The sequence below is a fragment of the Devosia sp. 1566 genome, from assembly GCF_004005995.1.
GTDB lineage: Bacteria > Pseudomonadota > Alphaproteobacteria > Rhizobiales > Devosiaceae > Devosia.
Map to the genome: position 1 here is coordinate 950489 of NZ_CP034767.1, position 20913 is coordinate 971401.

General features: G+C 62.1%; 17 protein-coding genes. 9 read left to right on the forward strand and 8 right to left on the reverse strand.

What is annotated here, in order from left to right:
- Positions 1-1026: 1026 nt before the first annotated feature.
- The 3 genes from ELX51_RS19950 (at position 1027) to ELX51_RS04620 (ending at position 3572) form a co-directional block, all read left to right on the forward strand.
- Positions 1027-1251 carry a LysM peptidoglycan-binding domain-containing protein gene (locus tag ELX51_RS19950; protein WP_206524697.1) on the forward strand — a complete coding sequence of 75 codons (225 nt, stop codon included), beginning with the start codon at positions 1027-1029 and terminating at the stop codon, positions 1249-1251.
- A 99-nt stretch (positions 1252-1350) separates the two neighbouring features.
- The gene (locus ELX51_RS04615; RefSeq protein WP_127752417.1) at positions 1351-1674 is read left to right on the forward strand and encodes a metalloregulator ArsR/SmtB family transcription factor; all 324 of its coding nucleotides are present in this window, start codon (positions 1351-1353) and stop codon (positions 1672-1674) included.
- Positions 1674-3572: an ABC transporter ATP-binding protein/permease gene (locus ELX51_RS04620; protein ID WP_127752418.1), complete on the forward strand. Its 1899-nt coding sequence runs from the start codon at positions 1674-1676 to the stop codon at positions 3570-3572. The genes ELX51_RS04615 and ELX51_RS04620 overlap by 1 nt, the downstream gene beginning before the upstream one ends.
- A 96-nt stretch (positions 3573-3668) precedes the next feature.
- Here the strand turns inward: ELX51_RS04620 and ELX51_RS04625 are convergent, their stop codons facing one another.
- From ELX51_RS04625 to ELX51_RS04660, 8 genes are all read right to left on the reverse strand, one after another.
- The gene (locus ELX51_RS04625; protein WP_127752419.1) at positions 3669-6974 is read right to left on the reverse strand and encodes an efflux RND transporter permease subunit; all 3306 of its coding nucleotides are present in this window, start codon (positions 6972-6974) and stop codon (positions 3669-3671) included.
- 11 nt (positions 6975-6985) lie between these two features.
- Positions 6986-8254, reverse strand: coding sequence for an efflux RND transporter periplasmic adaptor subunit (locus ELX51_RS04630; protein ID WP_127752420.1), 1269 nt, complete (start codon positions 8252-8254; stop codon positions 6986-6988).
- Between the two features lie 13 nt (positions 8255-8267).
- Complete coding sequence (locus ELX51_RS04635; protein WP_127752421.1) at positions 8268-8816, reverse strand: PadR family transcriptional regulator; 549 nt, start codon at positions 8814-8816, stop codon at positions 8268-8270.
- Between the two features lie 242 nt (positions 8817-9058).
- Positions 9059-9847 carry an SDR family NAD(P)-dependent oxidoreductase gene (locus tag ELX51_RS04640; RefSeq protein ID WP_127752422.1) on the reverse strand — a complete coding sequence of 263 codons (789 nt, stop codon included), beginning with the start codon at positions 9845-9847 and terminating at the stop codon, positions 9059-9061.
- 66 nt (positions 9848-9913) lie between these two features.
- Complete coding sequence (locus tag ELX51_RS04645) at positions 9914-11104, reverse strand: AGE family epimerase/isomerase (protein WP_348983129.1); 1191 nt, start codon at positions 11102-11104, stop codon at positions 9914-9916.
- A 159-nt stretch (positions 11105-11263) separates the two neighbouring features.
- Complete coding sequence (locus tag ELX51_RS04650) at positions 11264-12223, reverse strand: class 1 fructose-bisphosphatase (RefSeq protein ID WP_127752424.1); 960 nt, start codon at positions 12221-12223, stop codon at positions 11264-11266.
- An 87-nt stretch (positions 12224-12310) separates the two neighbouring features.
- A complete protein-coding gene (locus ELX51_RS04655) occupies positions 12311-12586 on the reverse strand; it encodes a hypothetical protein (RefSeq protein ID WP_127752425.1) in 276 nt (91 codons plus the stop codon).
- 74 nt (positions 12587-12660) lie between these two features.
- Complete coding sequence (locus ELX51_RS04660) at positions 12661-13200, reverse strand: flavin reductase family protein (protein WP_127752426.1); 540 nt, start codon at positions 13198-13200, stop codon at positions 12661-12663.
- A gap of 242 nt (positions 13201-13442) precedes the next feature.
- Between ELX51_RS04660 and ELX51_RS04665 the strand changes: the two genes are divergently transcribed.
- The 6 genes from ELX51_RS04665 to ELX51_RS04690 all read left to right on the forward strand — a co-directional run bounded on the left by ELX51_RS04665 (position 13443) and on the right by ELX51_RS04690 (position 20906).
- Positions 13443-14051, forward strand: coding sequence for a metalloregulator ArsR/SmtB family transcription factor (locus ELX51_RS04665; protein ID WP_248305249.1), 609 nt, complete (start codon positions 13443-13445; stop codon positions 14049-14051).
- Positions 14044-14511 carry a group III truncated hemoglobin gene (locus ELX51_RS04670; protein WP_348983130.1) on the forward strand — a complete coding sequence of 156 codons (468 nt, stop codon included), beginning with the start codon at positions 14044-14046 and terminating at the stop codon, positions 14509-14511. The genes ELX51_RS04665 and ELX51_RS04670 overlap by 8 nt, the downstream gene beginning before the upstream one ends.
- 241 nt (positions 14512-14752) lie before the next feature.
- Positions 14753-15616: a sulfate ABC transporter permease subunit CysT gene (cysT, locus tag ELX51_RS04675; protein ID WP_127755175.1), complete on the forward strand. Its 864-nt coding sequence runs from the start codon at positions 14753-14755 to the stop codon at positions 15614-15616.
- The gene (gene cysW, locus ELX51_RS04680; protein WP_127752428.1) at positions 15600-16454 is read left to right on the forward strand and encodes a sulfate ABC transporter permease subunit CysW; all 855 of its coding nucleotides are present in this window, start codon (positions 15600-15602) and stop codon (positions 16452-16454) included. The genes cysT and cysW overlap by 17 nt, the downstream gene beginning before the upstream one ends.
- Before the next feature lie 17 nt (positions 16455-16471).
- Positions 16472-17509, forward strand: a complete 1038-nt coding sequence (locus ELX51_RS04685) for a sulfate/molybdate ABC transporter ATP-binding protein (RefSeq protein ID WP_127752429.1) — start codon at positions 16472-16474, stop codon at positions 17507-17509.
- Positions 17510-17597: 88 nt separating this feature from the next.
- Positions 17598-20906: a DEAD/DEAH box helicase gene (locus ELX51_RS04690; protein WP_164854757.1), complete on the forward strand. Its 3309-nt coding sequence runs from the start codon at positions 17598-17600 to the stop codon at positions 20904-20906.
- The last annotated feature ends 7 nt before the right edge of the window (positions 20907-20913 follow it).

Sequence of the window (20913 nt, forward strand, 5' to 3'; positions counted from 1 at the left end):
CTGCCGGGTCAGCCCGAGCCCGTGATGGCTCCGGCGCAAAACTCAGACCGACTTGCTGGAGCCCCGCCATTGCCGAGTGGGAGCACGGTTCCCGGTTCGCCGGGAGCAACGGTTCCGACGGTGCCCTCTGCAGGGCAGGCGCCAGCCAACCTACAAGTCGCAGCCGTCCCGCAGTCGACAGCACCACTTGGGGCCGCTGCGCCAGAGCCAGTTGTGGCGGCAACGCCCTCCGTTCCATCTGTTCAGCCGGGCGAGGAACCGTCATCCCTTTCTGCACCAACGCAGCCAAGCATTGATGCCATTGAAGTCGAAGGGGAGCGGGCATTTTTTGCCGGCGCTGGCCCGGAGGGTGGCACGGTACGGCTTTATGTTGATGACGTCTTCATTGCCGACGCCGTAGTTTCGGACGGCCGTTGGCTGGTGGAGAGCGGTAATGTTCTAACCAAGCCTAATCAGCGCATTCGCGTTGATCTCATCGACCCCGCAGATGCGAGTGTTTCGGCCCGAGCAGAAGTGAATTTCGTTCTCGAGGTCCCCACTGCGGACGCTCCGACGGCAGTAGCCCAGGCGCCTCGTCCGACGTCAGCACGCCCGGCCGCAGCGCCAACACCTTCAGCGGGCGCAACAGAACAACAGGCACCGGTCAATAAGCAGCAGCCTGGGCCGGTAGCAGAAGCAGGCTCCTCGGCCCCGCAGGTCGCCAGCCCTCCTGCCAGTGAGCGGTCCCCCACAACCGCTTCATCAAGTGCTGCCGCTGTAAACCTTCAACCGAAGGCGGCAGAGGCTCCGGCCGCGGCTGGCTCCGTTGCCTCAGCAACAAGCGCGGCGGAATCAGGTCCCGCCGAGGCGGCGGTACGCCCCGATACCACTCTGGCGACAAAGCCAATTGCTGACCAGGTGTCGCCGCCTAACCTTGTGGAGCCTTCTGCTGCGTCCCCAGCGGTGGAGACGCCCGCATCCGCACCTGCCGTCGCCGCCTCTCCCCGGCCTTCGAAGGTGGCGCGGGGCCCGGCCGCACCAGACGAGGTGCCAACTTTGGTTGGGGTCCAGGTCGGCAATGCCGAAGAGCAGCGTTTTGCCTCTGGCAAGGCCATCATCCGGCGCGGTGATAACCTTTGGACCATTGCGCGCCGCGTCTACGGTGCCGGCATCAAGTACACGACGATCTACCAGGCCAATAATGGTCAGATTCGCGATCCCAACCGGATCTATCCAGGCCAGGTGTTTGATCTGCCCGCCGGGGAGCAGTAGCGGTCAGGGCCGCTTCTGCTCGGTAAGCCGCGGGCAATTGCGCTTGCGCCGTAGCACACCATCTTCTATCGCTTGTTGACGATCAAAGAAGTGGCCTTCATGCAAGACGACGATTTCGCGACCATCATGCGGGCGCTCGGCCATCCGGTCCGCCTCAGCATATTGCGTATCCTGGCACGGGAGCAGCAGCGGGAATGCTGCTGCGCCGATGTCACAGAATCCTTGCCGCTGGCACAATCCACCGTCTCCCAGCACATCAAGGTATTGCTTGATGCCGGGCTGATCGAACGCAAGCCACGTGGGACCCGGAATTGCTATGTGGTGCAGCATGATCGCCTGCAGGCGCTTGGAAGCGCTTATGCAAGCATGCTGGAGGGTCTTGCGCCCGTGGTCCCAGCTATCCGGGAAACGGAACCAGTCTGATGTCAGTTGATCAAAGCCGGAAGGCAAAATCGTCCGTAAACGCGGACGAGGGTTCTGTGTTCGCCACAGTGCGCAATCTGTGGACCTATATGTGGCCAGCGGATCGGCCTGATTTGCGGCTGCGGGTGGTGCTGGCGATTGCGGCTTTGCTGCTGTCCAAGGTCGCAACGACGCTTATTCCCTTCGCCTATAAAGGTATCGTCGACAGCCTCGACGGCTCCCAGCCGAACAACACCTTGGTCATGGGCCTGGCTGTCCCAATTGTGCTGGTGATCGCCTATGGTCTCGGCAACATCATCGATGCTGGCTTCCAGCAATTGCGCGACGTGTTGTTCGCCAGCGTTGGCCAGAATGCCGTGCGTAAACTGGCCTACCGCACCTTCAATCACGTGCACCAACTCTCGCTCCGTTTCCACCTGGCGCGCCGCACGGGCGGTCTGAGCCGGGTGATCGAGCGCGGCACCAAGGGCATCGAAGCCATCGTGCGCTTCACCATGCTCAATATCGTGCCGACCCTGGTGGAGTTCGTGATCACCGCGGTGATCTTTGTCTACATGTTCGGCGTCAGCTATCTCGGCATCCTCGTGGTGACTATCTGGGGCTATCTCTACTTCACCATCAAGGCGTCCAACTGGCGTATCGCTATTCGCCGGGACATGAACAACAGCGACACCGATGCCAATTCCAAGGCCATCGACAGCATGCTGAACTTCGAAACAGTGAAGTATTTCGGCAATGAGAAGATGGAGGCCGAACGCTACGACCGCGCCATGGCCGGTTACGAGCGCTCAGCGATCCGGATTTGGACCTCGCTTGGCGTGCTCAACTTCGGCCAGGCGGTCATCTTTTATGCCGGCTTCATCATCATCAGCGTCATGGCGGTGAACGGGGTGATGAACGGCACCCTGACTCTGGGTGACTTTGTCCTGCTCAACACTTTCCTGATGCAGATCTATCGGCCGCTCAATTTCATCGGCTTTGTGTATCGCGAGTTGCGGCAGGGCCTGACCGATATCGAGGAGATGTTCAAACTTCTCGAGCAGCCCGCCGAAATCGTCGACAAGCCCAATGCCAGGCCGCTGGTGGTGACGGGCCCGGTCATTCGCTTCGATCACGTCAGCTTTCATTATGATCCCGACCGGCCGATCCTCAAGGATGTGAGCTTTGAGGTTCCGGCCGGCAAGACCGTCGCCATCGTTGGGCCGACCGGCGCCGGCAAGTCGACCATTTCACGGCTGCTGTATCGCTTCTATGACGTGACGGGCGGCGCCATCACCATCGATGGGCAGGACCTACGCGACATCACGCAGGATAGTCTCCGAGCGGCTATTGGCATGGTGCCGCAGGATACCGTGCTGTTCAACGACACCATTGGCTACAACATCGAGTATGGCCGCCCCGGCGCCAGCCATGAAGAGGTCCGCAAGGCGGCCGCAATGGCCCAGGTCGGTCCGTTCATCGAAACGCTCCCGAAAGGCTATGACACGCCCGTTGGCGAGCGTGGCCTCAAGCTGTCGGGCGGCGAGAAGCAGCGCGTGGCGATCGCCCGCACCATCCTGAAGGCGCCACCGATCCTGATCCTCGATGAAGCGACCTCGGCCCTCGACACCAAGACCGAGCGTGACATCCAGTCGGCACTGGACATCGTTTCGGCCAATCGCACCACGGTCGTGATCGCCCACCGGCTTTCCACCGTTATCAATGCGGACGAAATCCTCGTGCTGCGCAGTGGCACCGTCGCCGAGCGCGGCAATCATCGCGATCTGCTGGCGCAAGGTGGCCTTTACGCGCAGATGTGGAACCGCCAGCGCGAAGCCACCGAGGCCGAAGAAAAGCTGCGGCAGACCGCCAACGACCCCGATGGTTTTGTCAAGACTGTGGCGCCGGCGGCGGAATAGGGCAGGGGTCGTCCCAGCTTCGGGACCAAGCTTTTCGTCCTAACAAAGAAAAGGCCCGCATCGCTGCGGGCCTTTTTGTGTTTCTCAGAGCCGAGGCTATTCGGCTGCGTCCCGTCGGTCGACGCGCGGGCCGTTGGCGCCATCTTCCTTGAGGCCAGCGTCCTTGGAGACGATGTAGCGGCGGGCGCCATCGGCTTCCTCTGGGACTTCCACGGCCATGCCGTCGAACCCTGCTGGCACCGCCAGGGCGGTCTTGCGGCGGCCGAACCGGGAGAAGATAGAGCCCATCTGCTGCTTGATCACGCTGGGGGCGGTGATCATCACCGGCACCATGATCAGGGTCAGCAGCGTTGAGAAGAACAGGCCCGACACCAGGGCCGCCGAAAGGTGGATGAACCACGAGCCGGCTAGGCCCCCGATCACGATCTCACGGCGGATGAAGTCGAACTCCACATTCGCCCACATCGGGATCACGCCCAAGGCTGTGAGGAACGCGGTGAGCAGCACCGGGCGAACACGCTGGCCGACAGTCAGCAACATAGCCCTGACCGCCTCGACACCTTGATGCCGGTGGTAGTCATTATAGGTGTCGATCAACACGATGCCGTTCTTCACCACAATGCCTGCCAGGGCCACAATCCCCAGGCCGGTCATGATCGCAGAGAAGGTCATCCCCGTCGCCAGCATGCCCAAAAGCACACCCGCGACCGACATCGCTACTGTCGAGAGGGTCACCAACACCTGATAGAAGCTGTTATACTCGAGCAGCAGCACGAAGAAGATGATGGCCATGGCCATACCCATCGCCTGCACAATGAAGGCGTTTGCGTCGCCCATCTGCTCTTCAGCCCCGCCAAATGCCACATTGACCGTTTCGGGGAAGTTCTGCTCGCCGATCCAGGCTTGCAGCTCAGCCACCTTGTCAGCCGGAAAAACGCCTTCGGGAAGGTTGTTAAGACCTGCGGCCACGTTCATCACGTAGACTTGGTTGCGCCGTTCGATATTGGCGACCTTAGGCACCGGCTGACGGTCGATGAAGTTCGACACCGGGATCAGGCCTTGGGCTGTAGCAATACGCATGCTTTCCAAGGCATCGAAGGTGCGCTCGTCCTCGGGCAGGCGAACGCGGATGTCGAGCTCGTCGCCGGTTTCCGCGTCACGATAGGTGCCGAGCTTTACGCCGGAGGTGATCAGCTGAACATAGGGGGACAGCTCGCGCACGCCGATCCCGTAACGCCCCGCTTCCACGCGGTCGATCGTGATCTGCCAGTCGATGCCGCGCGAGGGCCGGCCGTCCTCCAGGTCAACGGTTTCGGGCCAGCTCGCCAGCTCGTTGCTGATGGCAGTGACCACGGGTAGCAGGTCATCATAGTTGGTGCTTTCCACCCGCATATTGATGTCCTTGCCCGCCGGCGGGCCGTTCTCGAGCGGCAGCACCTGCACGTCGAGCCCTGCAATGGAGCTCACGCGCTGGCGAATGTCGCCAAAGATCTGCTCGGCGGGGACCCGCTCGCTCCAATCAGTCAGCTGCAGCTGGAAGTTGCCCAGGGTGTTGGGCGGCATCGTGCCCGCGGCGCCGGTATCGCCGAACTGCATGATGACATCCTGGATGCCTTGAACATGCAGGATTTCGTCCTGCACCTCCACCAGCATGTCGCGTACTTCTTCGGGGCTGTAGTTGCCTTGGCCCACCACCGCCACAGTGGCATACTCAGGCTCGGAGGCAGGGAAAGCCTCAGTTCCCGTGGGGTTGTTGCTGTACAAGATAAAGATGCCGACGATGATGCCGAACCCGACAGCCAAGGTCGGGATCGGCCAGTGCATCAGCTTTTCCATCAGCCGCACATAAACGCCCGTAACGCCGCTTACCTTCTTGGCGTCGAACTTCTCGGGATACATCACCAGGTCGGCCTTGGCCTTTTCCTTCTCGTCCACATGGGTCGAGGCGATCACCGAGCCAATCACCGGCATGAAGATCAGCGCCGAGATGAAGGACGCGACCATCACGATGATCACGATCGTGGGCAGATAACTCATGAACTTGCCGATAATGCCCGGCCAGAACAGGAGCGGGATAAAGGCGCCCAAGGTCGTGGCGGTAGCGCCCACCACCGGCACGAACATCTTGCGCATCGCCATGATGAAGGCTTCCTTCTTCGGAACGCCCTCCATCAGTTTTCGCTCGGCATATTCAACGACCACCACGGGGTCGTCCACCAGCACGCCCACCGCGATCACGAGACCGAACATCACCATCATGTTGATGGTCATGCCCAGCATTTCGGCCACGAGGAACGCCATCATGAACGAGAGCGGAATAGACAATCCGATCATGAGGGCAGGGCGCAGGCCCAGCGTCGCGATACAGGTGATCAGCACCAGCGCCACGGCCGTGAGCACGGCCGCTTCCAGGGAGCGGAATAGGTTGGTGGTGGTTTCCGCCTGATCGAGGAAGAAGCTATAGCCAACACCGCCCGACCAGTTGGCCGCAACATTCTTGGTTGTTTCGCGCACCTGATTGGATACGTCGATGATGTTAGTGCCGGTCTTTTTGGCGACACTCAGGATCAGGGCTGGAGAGCCGTTCACCTGGGTATATTCGGTGGCGTCAGCCAACGACCGGGTGATGGTCGCCACGTCCCCGAAGGTGACCACGGTATTGCCGTCGGTCTTGAGCGGCAGGTCATATACGTCCTGTGCCGTGGTGATCAGCCCAGGCACTTCGATGTTGAAGGCGCCTTGGCCGGAATTATAGGTACCGCCAGGCACCACCATGTTGTTGCGCGCCAGCGAATCCAGCAATTGGCCAGCGGTGAGGCCATAGGCTTCAAGCCGGGTCTGGTCGATGCGGATTTCGAGCTGCTCGTCGCGAGCGCCTGACAGGGTCACTTCGCGCACGTCGCCAAGGGCCTCGAGCGCGTCTTGCAGTTCCTCGGCGCGGCGGATCATCTCCTTGTCGGGGGCGCTGCCATAGATAGCCACCGACATGATGGGGCCGATGAAATCGATCTCGGTGACGGTCGGATCGTCGGCTTCGCTTGGCAGCTTGGCCCGCACGGCATCCATCCGGGCGCGCGTATCGGCAAGGGCCTGGTCCTTGTCCGTGTTGATGTCGAACTCGAGCAGCACCGAGGCGTGCCCGGTCGTGGATGTTGTGGTGATGTTCTCCAGTCCCGTCAGGGTCGCCAGTTCTTCTTCTGCCGGCTTGGCCAGAAGATTTTCGGCGTCAGCCGGCGACACACCAGTCTGCGTGATCGACACATACAGATAGGGAATCTCGATAGCCGGGAAGCTTTCCTTGGGCATGGAGACATAGGCCACCGAACCCGCGCCGAGCACGAGCACCATGATCGTGAGGACGACGCGGGGCATCCGCAGAATGCGTTCGATGAAGTCGAGCATGGATGCGCTCCTTAACTGGCGGTCGCTTCAGCGCTTGCAGTGTCGGCGGGAGTCGCCTGCACCTGGTCGCCGGTGGTTACGCTTTCCTGGCCTACAGTGATCACCTCTGCCGTTTCCGGCAGGCCGCTCACCCAGGCACCGTCGCGGGTGTCGCTGACCACAGTGACGGGATAAAAGGCCACCTTGCCGTCCTCCACTGTGCGCACGCCCAATACGCCATCATCATCCAGCGTCAGGACAGATTGTGGCAGCAGGTGCCCCGGAACCGTTCCGACGTTGACGATTGCGCGTGCGGTGATGCCGTCGCGAATGGCGAAGTCTTCGTTGGGGATCTCGATCTCGGCTTGGAACGAGCGGGTGGCGTCGTCAGCCACCGAAGAGATGTAACTGACCTTGCCTTCCACCGTGTCACCGGTGACGGTCGTCACCGTTGCATCGAGACCGGTCTTGGCCCTGGCAATGTCGCCTTCTGCCACCGAGCCGCTGAACACGATAGGGTTGAGCTGCACGATGGTTGCGCAAGGCGTGCCGGCACTCAGCATGGAACCGGCAACAGCGACGGGGTCCTGGACCAAGCCGGCAACCTTGGCCTTGATCTCGGTCCGGGCCAGTTCTTCGCGGGCATTGTCAATGCCCGCCTGAGCCTGGGACACTCCCGCACGAGCCTGGGCCAAGGCCACTTCGGCTTCATTGGCCGTGTTTGTGGCGGCAAGGCCGCGCTTACGCAGGTCGGCATTGGTCGCATAATTGAGTTCGGCTTGCGCCAGTGCTGCCTCGGCTTGCGCCAAGCTGGCTTCGGCCTGAGCGACGGCCGCGGCGCGCGTGCCCTGATCGAGCGTGCACAGCAGCTCGCCAGCTTCGACGCGCTCGCCCTTGGTTACATGCACCACATCCACTGTGCCGGTTGTTTCCGCGACGGCAGCAACCGTGGACTTGGCCTGCGTGCGCCCGCGCACCGGCACTTGGATGGTCATCGGTTGTGCCGTGAAGGTCTGCGTACGTACGGATTGAACCGGCGCGTTGGCGCCAGTTACCGCCTCGGTACGTTGTGCAATGGTGAGTTTGGGATCGACCTCGGCCTCGTGATGCTCGGCCAAGACGCCAGCCTCGGCCAAGGCAGTGTGGATCGGACCGTGGTCTTCGCCCTCGATGACGGCAACGATTGGCTGCACGCCATTGCCCGGGCCTTGCCCGCCCTGCACCAGAGTACCGGTCGCCAGCCAGCCACCGGCCAGCAGCAGAATGGCGAAGGCCAACCCAAAGGAAAAGAATGCACGCATCGTACTTAGCCCCTTACTCAGCCGCGTCTTTGTTTCGCTCGGTCTTCGCCAAGCCGATCAACTCGTGCATATGCGCACGCAAATACTTTTCCGAAGCTTCCATGATGGCCCGGCCAAAGCCGACCACCCAGCAATCGGCTGCGCTCATCTCGCGCTCGGTAGCAGCAGTTTCCATGCCGCTTCGGCAGTCCAGGGTGCGCTGCAGATACTCAGAGCCACGCTGCTCCACAAGGTCTGCCGGCATCAGATGGGCGTAGCGGGCAAACAGCAGAAAAGGGCTGCGCAGCACATCTTCGCCGAGAGGTTCTGCCAACTCCTTGGCAAATGCATGGCGGCCTTCGATTGTGATGGCATAGACCTTCTTGGCCGGCTTGCCTTCTTGCTGCTCGGTGCGGCTGGTGACGAGCCCTTCTTCTTCAAGCTTGGCCAGCGCGGGATAGATCGAGCCGAAGCTGGCTTCGATAAAATAGGAACATTCACCCTCCACACATCGGCGGCGGATCTCGTATCCGGTCGCTTCGCCCTCATAGAGGATCGAAAGGCACAAGGTTCTGACGTTCATGGAAGGCTCCAGCAGACCTATTCAGGTCCGATATATGCTGGAGCTATATAGGGGGGAGGAGCAGCAAAGCAAGTGTGATTGCGACAGAAGGACGCAAACCAGTTAAGAAGGCCTCGCATGGCTCTTAGCCGTCCGGCTAAGCAGCACCTTTATAATGCGCAGGGGCGTTATGGCGCCAGTGGCAATGTAATAGGGGCAAGATCAAAGATCACGCCCCTCTAATTACTATGATTTAGCTCGAATTATCGGATCAGACTTTGCGCCCCGTCAATCCAGAGCGGCGTGCCGGTGATATGGCGCGACTGCTCGGATGCAAAGAACAGAATGGCGTTGGCCACGTCCTCTGCTTCGCCGGGTTCACCGCCGGTCAGGGGGATGTCGCCCTCAGGAAACTCAGCCGGTACTTCGGCCGCTTCGCTGTTGCGTTTTTCGGTATTGTCCGAAATTTCGGATTCGATGGCACCCGGGCAGATCGCGTTGATGCGGATGCGATGCTGCCCGAGTTCTACAGCCAGTTGCTGCACCATGGCGACTTGCCCCGCCTTAGTCACGGAATAGGCGGTGGCGCCGGGATTGGTGAAGGTGCGCGTGCCATTGATCGAGGAGATCACGACGATCGATCCGCCGCCCGCCTTGATCAGGTGCGGCACCGCATAATGGATGGTCAGGTAAGTGCCGCGCAGATTGATGGCGATGGTCTTGTCCCATTCCTCGGGCTTCAACTCGGCAATGGGGGCCCAAACCCCGTTCACGCCTGCGTTGGCTACGACGATGTCAAGGCGCCCATGTTCCTGCACCAACTGGCTGAACAGCTCTGCCATCGCCACATCGTCAGAGGTGTCGGCGGTCATCGCCGTGGCTGTGCCGCCGGCCTGCTTGATCTCCTCGGCGGTTTTTTCAACCTCCTTGGCCGTGCGGCTCATCACCACCACGCTGGCGCCCGCTTGGGCGAGCGTCAGCGCTGCGGCCTTGCCAATACCCGAACCGGCACCAGTCACCAGCGCCACCTTGCCCGAAAGATCCTGCGTCATGTGCTTTCTCCGTTTTGCCCTTAACGCTTGAAGCGCGCAAAACGTGGCAGGGCAGGTCCCGATTACCTAGGTCAAGGCGGCGGTATCGTCGGTCTGGATGATCGCATGCGAGAGCGAACCGATCGCTGGATAAAGCGGAATAAGGCAGGCTTGCAGGGCATGGTAGATATCAGGCTTACCCACGAACAGGCGCGATGTGGGCTGCAAGTCCTCCGTCAGTTCCGAATGCCAGCCGCCACGCTCATGGTCGATCATGTGATTGGCCGCAAAGTCCCAGAACCGGCGATACCAGTGCTGGAAATAGAGGTCCCGATCGTAATGAGAGAGGAACGCCGCCGCACCGATCGCCTCGCTTACCGGCCACCAGAGCTTCTCGCGCATCGCTGGCTGGTTGTTCCAGTCCAGCGTGTAATAGAAACCGCCATGCTGCTTGTCCCAGCCCAGCTCGATGGCCTGGCGGAAGAGACTGCGCGCCGCTTCGGTCATCCATGAGTTGCGCTTGTCGCTTAGAACCCAAAGCTGGAGCAGCAGCCGCGACCACTCCATCCAATGTCCGGGCGTGGTGCCGGAGGGCCGGAACATCTCCGAGCCGAGGTAATCCCTGTCTAACACCCAGTCCTGCGTGAAGTGCTCTGCCACCCGGTAATCGAGTGCGCTGGCATGCTTGCCGATGATGAGTTCGGCAATCCGTTCGGCTTTGTTCAGGTAAGCGCGGTCGCCAGTGGCCTCAAAGGCGGCCATCAGCGCTTCGGTCATGTGCATGTTGGAGTTCTGGCCGCGATAGGTGCTGATCGCGGACCAGTCGGCGCCGAACTCATCTCGCACCGCCCCGACCTCAGCGTCCCAGAATTGGCGGTTGATGATTTCGGTGACGTCAGCCAGCATGAGGTCGGCAAGGGGGTGGCCGGCGAGCTTGGCGCTCGATGCGGCCAGCAGCACAAAGGCGTGGCCATAGGCCTGCTTGCTGCTGTCCTTGAGCCCGTCATTGTCGAGCGACCAGCTATAGCCGCCATGCGTGCTGTCGCGGTGCCGCTCCCAAAGATAGCGCATTCCGTGGTCAACGATCTCGTCCGACCCCGGCCGGCCCAGCAAGCTCCCAAGCGCAAAGCAGTGCACCATGCGGGCGGTGGTGTGGATTGCCCGCACCGGGTTGTCGGCATTGAGCGGGTGACCATTGTCATCTAGTTCAAAGAACCCGCCCGCGGCGTTGATCGAGGCACCTTCAAAAAAGTCGAAAAGGTCATTGGCCTGCCGCATCAACCACTGCCGATGGAATGGGCGGTTGCTCCAAAGGCTTCTGTTGCTCGGTGGCAAAATCGGATGCGTCTCGCTCATTTGGCTCCCCCAGCCGACGCACAGAGGCCGGCTCCTCTGGGGAATGTATAAGGAGCCGCACCCGCGCTCGTAAACCCAGTTCTATAGCCTTTGGTAATGCGCCTCAACGCGCGCCACTTCCTCGGCCGACCCCAGGATCACTGGTACGCGCTGATGGATGGAGGTGGGCTGGACCTCAAGGATCCGCTGGGGTCCGGTGGTGGCGCGTCCCCCCGCAGCCTCGACAAGAAACGCCATGGGGTTGGCTTCATAGAGCAGGCGCAGGCGACCGCCCTTGCTCGCAGTTTCACTATCGAGCGGGTAGAGGAAAATGCCGCCGCGCATCAGGATGCGGTGGATGTCGGCGACCATGGAGCCGATCCAGCGCATGTTGTAGCGCTTGCCCGCGACACCCGTTTCGCCCGCGACGTTCTCGGCAACATAAGCGCTGGTGGCCTGGTCCCAGAAGCGGGCACGGGCCGTATTGATGGCGTATTCTGCTGACGCTGAGGGTACGGACACCCCGTCCTCAACCAGGGCAAACTGCCCGCTTGCGTCAATGGCGAAGGTCGCCACCTTATCTCCAAAGCTCAAGACGAGGCTGGTCGCCGGACCATAAGCGGCATAGCCCGCTGCAAGCTGACGCGTGCCGGGTTGCAGCAGGTCAGGAGCCTTGGGGTCAACGGCCAGGATGGAGAAAATGGTGCCCACGGTGACGTTCACATCCAGATTGGACGAGCCATCCAGTGGATCGCAGGCGACCATAAACCCGCCCTCATCGTTCAGGTGAAGCGCTTCATCCAACTCTTCGGACACTAGAATCGAAACAGCCGCATTTGCCCGCAAGTGCCTGACAAATATGTCGTTGGAGATTACGTCCAACTGCTTTTGCGCCTCGCCCTGGACATTGGTGGCCCCCGCAAGGCCCGTTTGTCCCGCGAGCGGCGCCAGGCGCAGCACTGCGGCGATCTCGGCACAAGCTCCAGCCACGGTATCGACAACCCATGCGAGTTCCGGGCTGGAGGTGGCAGTGGCAAGCCACTGCTTAAGCGTCTGGGTCATTGGCGCACTCGCGGTTGGTAGGGCTTGCTGCAAGTGTCGCAACCTCCATGAGGCTGGCAAGGCAGACTTTCGCCTAAGGCGGAGATGTTAATGCAGTGTGGTGGGATAGAACGGCGTGCCGCCGGGGGCAAGGGGCGGTCCCGCCCAGAACACGACATAAAGCAACTCCGCGCCGGCGGCATCGGTGATCTCGATCGAGCCGCGCAACTCGGCGTCTTCATCCTCGGCGGCCAGCCGCTCGACAATGGCGCGGCCGATTTCGCCGGCCCGCAATTCGGCAGCATCAAGATCGGGGTGTTCGCTGCCATCAAGGTCACGGATCAACCGGTCATCGGTGCGGTAGTGAAAAAAGAAGCGGGGCAAGGGGGACCTCCCTGGGTGAAAGGGAAATGCAGGCGGCGCCTGGCAGTTGCCGAGCCATACCCTGCATGCAACGCTTATTGGTGTCTTGTTAACGAATGGTAGTGATGCCGCTGCCAAAGCAAAGGCGAGCGCGTGGTGGTCGTTTCCGCCTCAATGATCGCACCCGCAAACAGTACATGGGTACCCGTCTCAATGGCGCCGATCACTTCGCAGTCGATGGCAGTGACGGCGCCCAGCAGCATAGGGTTGCCAGAAGGCCAGCTTCCCCATTGTCCAGAGGCGAAGCGATCCAGCGGGTCCATCCGGCCCGCAAAAGCATTGCCGATCTCGCTTTGATCATCGGCCAGCATGGCAAGGGAGAACCCACCGGTCTTGGCGATCACATCGGCCAGCCGGCTCACCATGTCGATGGACACCAGGATCGAAGGCGGCGCCGCCGACAGTGACAGCATGGAGGTTGCTGTGCGTCCGACGCGTTCCTCGCCGCGCCGTGCTGTCACCACATGGACCGTGGATGCCATCGCGGCCATGGCGGCGCGGAACTCGGCATCGCCGACTGTGGGGCGACGGGGGGCGCGGAGACGCAAGGCGTCGGGATAGTCAAAGTCAGCCATCCAGCCGTCCACCATTTGCCGTCGTCCGTCCTACTGCAATCCTCGCGCACACGCGCCGGTTCCATCTGTTGGATCGGCGTGAGCCGCTTTGGCGGGCTGCCGATTCCGGAGCGAGCTTGATCTAAGCGCTGGTTCCGGGTATTTTCCAAGTAGTTCCTTTGAAAACCCGCTCGCCCTCGATGTCAAGCCACGACATGCAAGACCACCAGTGGTCCCCTCGCAGCCCAGGGGAGCGGCTGCTCATGGCTATAAAGATGCATGGCTCGCTGAGCACCGCAGCTTTGGGTGCCCTGCTTGGCACCAGTGCAGAAGCGGCTCGCCAACAATTGCTCAAGCTGGCAAACCAGGGTCTGGTCAGCGCCACCAGCGAGCCCAAGGGTGTGGGTCGGCCTGGCCAAAACTGGAGCCTCACTTCCCAAGCCATGGCACGGTTTCCCGACACGCATGCGGCGCTGACGGTGCAATTGCTTGAATTGATCCGCAGCCAGTTGGGTGAGGCGGCACTCGACACCGTGATCTCGGGCCGGGAGATGGCGACAACCGCAGCCTACCACGAGGCTATGCTTGACAAGGCAAACCTCAGCGAGAAAGTTGCCACCTTGGCCCGGCTCCGTTCGGATGAAGGTTACATGGCGGAGTGGCGCCAGGAGGAGGACGGCGGTCTGTTGCTGATGGAAAACCATTGCCCGATTTGCGCCGCCGCCACGGCCTGCCAGGGTTTTTGCCGGGCCGAGCTCGATGTGTTCCGCCATGTGCTAGGGGAGGGTGCTCAAGTGGAGCGAACCGAGCACATCGTCTCGGGCGGCCGGCGCTGCTCCTATTCCATTCGCCCGGCGTTACGCGATGTCTGATACAGAGTTTCCCGCAAGCGCCAGGCTGTCCCGCATCGGCTGGGACATGCCGGTGGGACTGGACGAGGCACTGATCCGACGCGTGGTGAACGCATTTTATGCCGATGCCCGATCCGACCCGTTGATCGGGCCGGTCTTCAACCGCCTCATCCCCGAGGACCACTGGCCGCGGCACCTCGAACTCATCGCGGATTTCTGGTCGTCCATGCTGTTGGGCACGGGGCGCTATGGCGGACGGCCGCTGCCCAAGCACATCGCCATTCCCGAGCTTTCCGACGTGCACTTCCAGCGCTGGCTGCGGTTGTTTCGGCAAACGGTTGTGCGGATCTGCCCCGCTGAGATCGCTGCAGTCTTCATCGAACGCTCCGAGCGGGTCGGGAACAGCTTCCGCATGAACATCGCCATGCGGCGGGGTGAGGACATCACCACTATGGGTCCGCTGCAGCGCGAAGAAATTTAGTGCGGCCGTGCTGCCCGAGGAGGTCAAGGTCGCCGCGTGCTGCCGGGGCGGCCCCCGCGAGTATTATTTTTCCAGACGCTCCTGCAATGCGGCAGGTAAAGGCTTGTTAATCCCGACCGACCCGCTAGGTTTTCCGCGCAACGGCACGGGGGCGCGAGATGAGTATCGATTTTCCGATAAACGCCAGCGGCGTTAGCCAGCGTGATCCCGCTACCAGTGGCGGGGCTCCTTGTTGAGTACGCTGACGGCAACGACACCGGTGCGCGCCCGCTGGCGCTTCCGTCAGTCCAGCGTAATCCCCGGGTTTGGCCTGACCCTCGGTTTCACGCTGACCTCTTTCTCCTTGATAATCCTCGTGCCGCTGGTCTTTCTCGTTTTGCGCTCCACCGGGCAGGGGCTCGGCGTGTTCTGGGCCGCAGCGGTTGATCCGCGGGTGGTGGGAGCACTGCGGGTCAGCTTTTTGACCGCGCTGTTTGCCGCGGTAGTGAATGTGATCTTCGGCACGCTGATTGCCTGGGTCCTGGTACGCTATCGCTTCCCGGGTCGGCGGCTCCTCGACGCAATGGTTGACCTGCCCTTTGCCCTCCCAACGGCGGTGGCTGGGGTGGCCCTGACGGCGATCTACGCGCCGAACGGCTTTGTTGGCGCCTTGCTCACGCCGCTGGGCATTCGGGTCGCCTATACGCCGACGGGCATCATCATTGCGATGATCTTCATCGGCTTGCCTTTCGTGGTGCGTACCATCCAGCCCATCCTTGAGGAGGTCAGCCGCGAAGTAGAAGAGGTGAGTGCCACCCTGGGGGCTAATCGCTTTCAGACCATCACGCGCGTCGTGCTGCCGAGCTTGACGCCGGCCATCCTCACTGGGTTTGCGTTGGCATTCGCCCGAGCGGTAGGGGAATATGGCTCCGTGATCTTCATTGCCGGTAACATTCCTTTTGTTTCGGAAATTGCGCCGCTGCTGATCGTCATTCGGCTGGAAGAGTTCAACTATACCGGCGCCGCCGTGATCGCGACCGTGATGCTGCTGATCTCCTTTGCCCTCCTCTTTGCCATCAACCTGATCCAAGCCTGGAGCCGAGCGAGGTATGGCTATGGCAATTAGCCGACACTCCCCCATTTCAGAAAGCATCGGGGTCCGGCTCGCGCTGATCGTCATCAGCGTCCTGTTCATGGCGCTGTTTTTGCTGTTGCCGCTGGTGGCAGTGTTTTCGGAAGCGTTCCGGGCCGGGTTTGGCCCCTACCTCGCGGGGCTAAGCAGCCCGGACGCGCAGGCTGCGATCCGCTTGACCCTGCTGGTTGCGGCGATTGCAGTGCCGCTCAATGTCGTCTTTGGCATCTGCGCCTCCTGGTCTATCGCCAAGTTTGAGTTCAAGGGTAAGGCCTTCCTCATCACGCTGATCGACCTGCCATTCTCCGTGTCGCCCGTGATCTCGGGCCTCGTTTATGTGCTGCTGTTCGGTGGCGGCAGCCTGCTGGGCCCGTGGCTAAAGTCCCACGGCATCGAAGTGCTGTTTGCGGTGCCGGGCATTGTCCTCGCCACCATCTTCGTCACCTTTCCCTTTGTCGCCCGTGAACTCATTCCCTTGATGCAGGATCAAGGCACGGGGGATGAGGAAGCGGCGCTGTCGCTCGGTGCCGATGGGTGGCAGACCTTCTGGCGCGTCACCTTGCCCAATATAAAATGGGGCCTGCTCTACGGCGTGCTGCTCTGCAACGCCCGTGCGATGGGCGAGTTCGGGGCCGTTGCGGTGGTGTCTGGCCGGATCCGCGGCCAAACCACGACCATCCCGCTGCAAGTCGAAATGTTCTACAACGAGTATAATGCCACGGCTGCTTTTGCGCTGGCGTCCCTCCTGGCCATGCTGGCCCTCGTGACGCTCGTGCTCAAGACCGCCCTGGAATGGCGCTTTGGCGATGAAATCGCCGCCAGCGGCCACTGATCGGAGATCGAGATTTAATGGAAGTTCGCGTTAGCAATGTGCGCAAGGAGTTCGATGGCTTTGCCGCGCTCAAGGACGTGTCGCTCGATATCCGTTCAGGCGAGTTGATCGCCTTGCTGGGGCCCTCCGGCTCCGGCAAGACCACGCTGTTGCGCTTGATCGCTGGGCTGGAAATGCCGAGCCAAGGCAAGATCTTCTTTGGCGACATGGACGCCTCGGAAAAGACGGTGCAGGAGCGCAATATCGGCTTTGTGTTCCAGCACTATGCGCTGTTCCGGCACATGACCATTCTCGAAAACATCTCCTTTGGCCTCAAGGTGCGCCCACGAGCCACGCGACCGCCAGCAGGGGAAATTCGACGTCGCGCCATGGAACTGCTCGATCTCGTCCAGCTTTCCGGCCTCGAAAAGCGCTACCCCAATCAGCTTTCGGGCGGGCAGCGCCAGCGCGTGGCTCTCGCCCGCGCCCTGGCCATTGAGCCCGGCGTATTGCTGCTCGATGAACCTTTTGGCGCGCTCGACGCACAGGTCCGGCGCGAGCTGCGTCGGTGGCTGCGGGAAATGCATGACCGCACCGGTCATACCACTGTCTTTGTGACGCACGACCAGGAGGAAGCGCTCGAGCTGTCCGACCGCCTCTGCGTCATGAGCCAGGGGGCCATCGAACAGGTGGGCACCCCCGATGAGGTCTATGATCACCCCGCCTCGCCCTTCGTGTTCGGCTTTATCGGGGAATCCAGCGAACTGCCGGTGACGGTGGACAAAGGGGAACTGCTGGTTGCCGGTCGCGCGATCGGCGTGCCTGCTCCTGGGGTGCAGCCCGGTCCGGCGCGCATGTTCTTCCGGCCGCACGACGTGGATCTGGTGGAAGGCGATGCGACGCTCGCTGGCACGGTGCACACCAGCCGCCGCGTCGGGGGAACACGACGGGTTGAAGTTGATCTCGGTCCGGCCAACCACAAGGTGGAACTGGACCTTCCTTTTGATCATCCGGCTGGTGAACGCAGCCAGCTCACCTTCCGGCCGCGCCGCTGGCAGCTGTTCCCCGCCACCTGACGCTGCGATCAAAACAAGAGTTGGCATGGGGGGAACACGGGCACCTCACCCGCGTTGCCGGAGTCCAGTTGTTTCGAGTGACCTTCCCATGACCACCCCTGCTGCCGAGGCTATTCCCTCGCGCCGGCTCGCCCCTCGGGGCAATCCAGCATCCATTGAGCAAGATCGATCGGCGGCTTCCCGGCAGCCGCCCGCCGCCGCAACCGCGTTCCGCCTGGCGGCCATGCTTGGTGCGAACAGCTCAGTCCTGCTGATTGTCTCGAGTGAGCGTCGAGCTGAGGAAACCGCTCGAGCACTGCGCAGTTTTGCCCCCGAGGCCCAGGTGCTGTTGCTGTCTCCCTGGGATTGCCTCCCCTATGACCGGTCTTCCCCCAGCCATGAGAGCATGGGCCAACGGATGTCCGCCCTTCGGCAGTGCCTGGGTGAACGGGCCGGGGCCCGCGTCCTGGTAACGTCGGTGGATGCCGCGTTGCAGCGGGTTCCGCCATCTGAAGCCGTCAGCGGCTGTGTGCTTGAACTGCGCCGCGGTGAAACGCTGGACCGGCAAGCGCTCGAAGCGTTTGCCGGGCGCGCTGGTTACGAAGTTGACGACCGGGTAGATGAGCCTGGCGAGATTGCGCTCAGGGGCGGCGCGATCGAGATTTTTCCAGCCGACGGCGAAGCCCCATTCCGCCTGATGCTCGATGAAGCCGACCGGATCGAGAGCGTTTTTGCCTACGATCCGCGCAGCCAGCGGACCGAAGAGGAACAGGACAAGCTGCTTTTGGGGGCCGCCTCTGAATTGATCGGCGATGATGTCGAGCGGCTCCCCGGCGCCGAGCATCGGCTGCCGCAGCAATACGAGCGGCTGCAAACGGTCTTCGATTACCTTCCGGACGCCACCCTTTGGGTCAGCGAGATTGCGGCGGAGCGCGCGCCCACCTTGATCGAGCAGATCAGGGAAGCCCACCAAGCCGCAACTGACTTCGGCGCTGAATCAAGGCCGCTGCAGCCTGAGGCGCTTTACCTCTCCGGTGACGAGTGGACCACAGCGCTCGCGAGCCGCCAATTACAGGAGCTCGACCTGGAAGGGGTCGAGCCCGCACCGCGCTTTACCTTGGAGCGGAATCCCTCCCGCGCATTTGCGGGCTTCACGCGCGAGCAGCTGGAGGGTGGGCAACGAGTAGTGGTGACAGGCACCGACGGCGAACTGGAGCGGCTGCGAACAATGCTCCGCCGCTCCCGCGGGCCCTCGCCAAAGCTGCTGGCCACCTGGCACGATGTAGACGCGGAGCCAACGAACCAGCCTTTGGCGCTGCCCTTCGACCTCGACGCTGGCTTTGTGGACCGGGCCAACAACCTTGTTGTCATCGCCGCCCCTGACGCCTTGGGCACCCGCCTTGCCGACGCGGAACAAACCGATGCTGCCGTGCTGCTGGGCCAAACCGAGCTGCGGGTCGGCGACGTGGTAGTGCACGAGGACTATGGCGTCGGCATTTTGCGTGACCTTGATCGTGTCGAGGTAGAAGGGAGCGAGCAAGACACCGTGCGCCTGGAATACCATGGCGGTGCGTCCGTGCTGGTGCCGGTGGAGGACTTCGGTCGGTTGTGGCGCTATGGCGCCGACGCCGAGGCTGTCACACTGGACCGGCTGCACACCGATGCCTGGAAGAATCGGCGGGCGGAAGTCAGCGCTCAGATTGATGCCGCCGCCGAGGGATTGGCGGCAGCGGCCAAGGCCCGGGCACAGGCCACGGCCGAGCCGATCGAACCACCTGCGGCAGCTTTTGCGCGGCTTGCGGCCCGGTTCCCCTATCCAGAAACACCCGACCAGTCGGCCGCGATCCACGCAGTGCTGGAGGACCTGGCTTCCGGGCGGCCGATGAACCGCCTGGTCTGTGGCGATGTAGGGTTTGGCAAAACTGAAGTCGCATTGCGAGCAGCCGCGGCAGCGGCCTTGGCTGGCCGGCAAGTGGTGCTGGTCGCTCCCACGACGGTGCTGGTCCGCCAGCACCTGCAAAGCTTCGAGCGGCGCTTCGCGGGCACCGACATCAAGGTTGCCCAGCTCTCGCGTTTGCTGACGTCGGCGCAGAGCAAGGCGGTTAGGGAAGAGCTTGCGAGCGGAGAGGTCCAGGTCCTGGTGGCAACCGAAGCCGTGGTGGGCAAGGACGTGGCGTTCAATGACCTTGCCCTCGTGATCATCGATGAGGAGCAGCGGTTTGGTGCCAAGCTTAAGGCACAGTTGCGCGCGCTCGCACCCGATTTGCACGTGCTGATGATGAGCGCGACGCCGATCCCGCGCACCCTCCAGGCAGCCCTGGTGGGTTTGCAGGATGTGAGCATTATAGCGACCCCTCCCGCTCGCCGCCGGCCCATCCGCACTTTCCTGGCGCCCTTTGATGCGGGCTCGTTGCGCACCGCTTTGTTGCGCGAGCGGCGACGCGGCGGGCAAAGCTTCATTGTCGTGCCGCGCATCGAAGATATTCCTCCATTCGCCGAGGAACTGGCCCGCATCGTCCCGGAATTCACGGTGGCGATCGCCCATGGCGATCTGCCCCCGGCCGAGATTGACCGGGTATTGGTGGATTTCGCCAATGGGGTGGGGGATATCTTGCTGGCCACCACCATTATCGAAAGTGGTCTCGATGTGCCGCGCGCCAACACCATGCTGGTCTGGCACGCCGACCGCTTCGGCCTATCGCAGCTGCACCAGTTGCGCGGTCGCGTGGGTCGGGCCCGGGCCCAGGGGATCGCCTATCTCCTCACCGATCCCAACGATGAGATCCCCGAAGCTACACGGGCCCGTCTCTCGACGCTTGAGGCCTTTGACCGCCTGGGCTCGGGATTTGAAATCAGTGCCCGTGATCTTGACCTGCGCGGCGGCGGCGATCTGCTTGGCGACGAACAGGCCGGACATATGAAGTTGCTCGGGGCGGGGCTTTACCAGGATCTGCTGGAGCGCGCCGTCACCGCCGCCAAGGGGGAGGGCGGCAAACACAGCGGCCCCATTCATCTCAATCTGGGTGGCGGCGGCTCAATCCCGCCCGACTACGTTCCGGAAGCCGTGGTTCGCATCAATCTATATGCCCGGCTGCAACGGCTGCGCACCACCGAAGCCTTGGATGCCTTTGCCGATGAACTGGCGGATCGTTTTGGCGAACTGCCTGAGGCGACCCGAACCCTCCTGGGTGCTGCTCGCATCGCCATTGCGGCGCCCGCCTTGGGCATCAGCAAGATCGAAGCCGGTCCCCTGGCGATCGCCCTGACCGCCCCGGAACGCAGCGCCCAGAGGCTCGCCAAAAAAAGCGGAGGCGTACTGGAACTGAGCGATGGACGACTCATCTCGCGCCAAGAAACGCAAACACCTGCCGAGCGGGTGCTCATCATTGGTGAACTGCTGGAAAGCCTAGCCGCCTAGGTGGCCA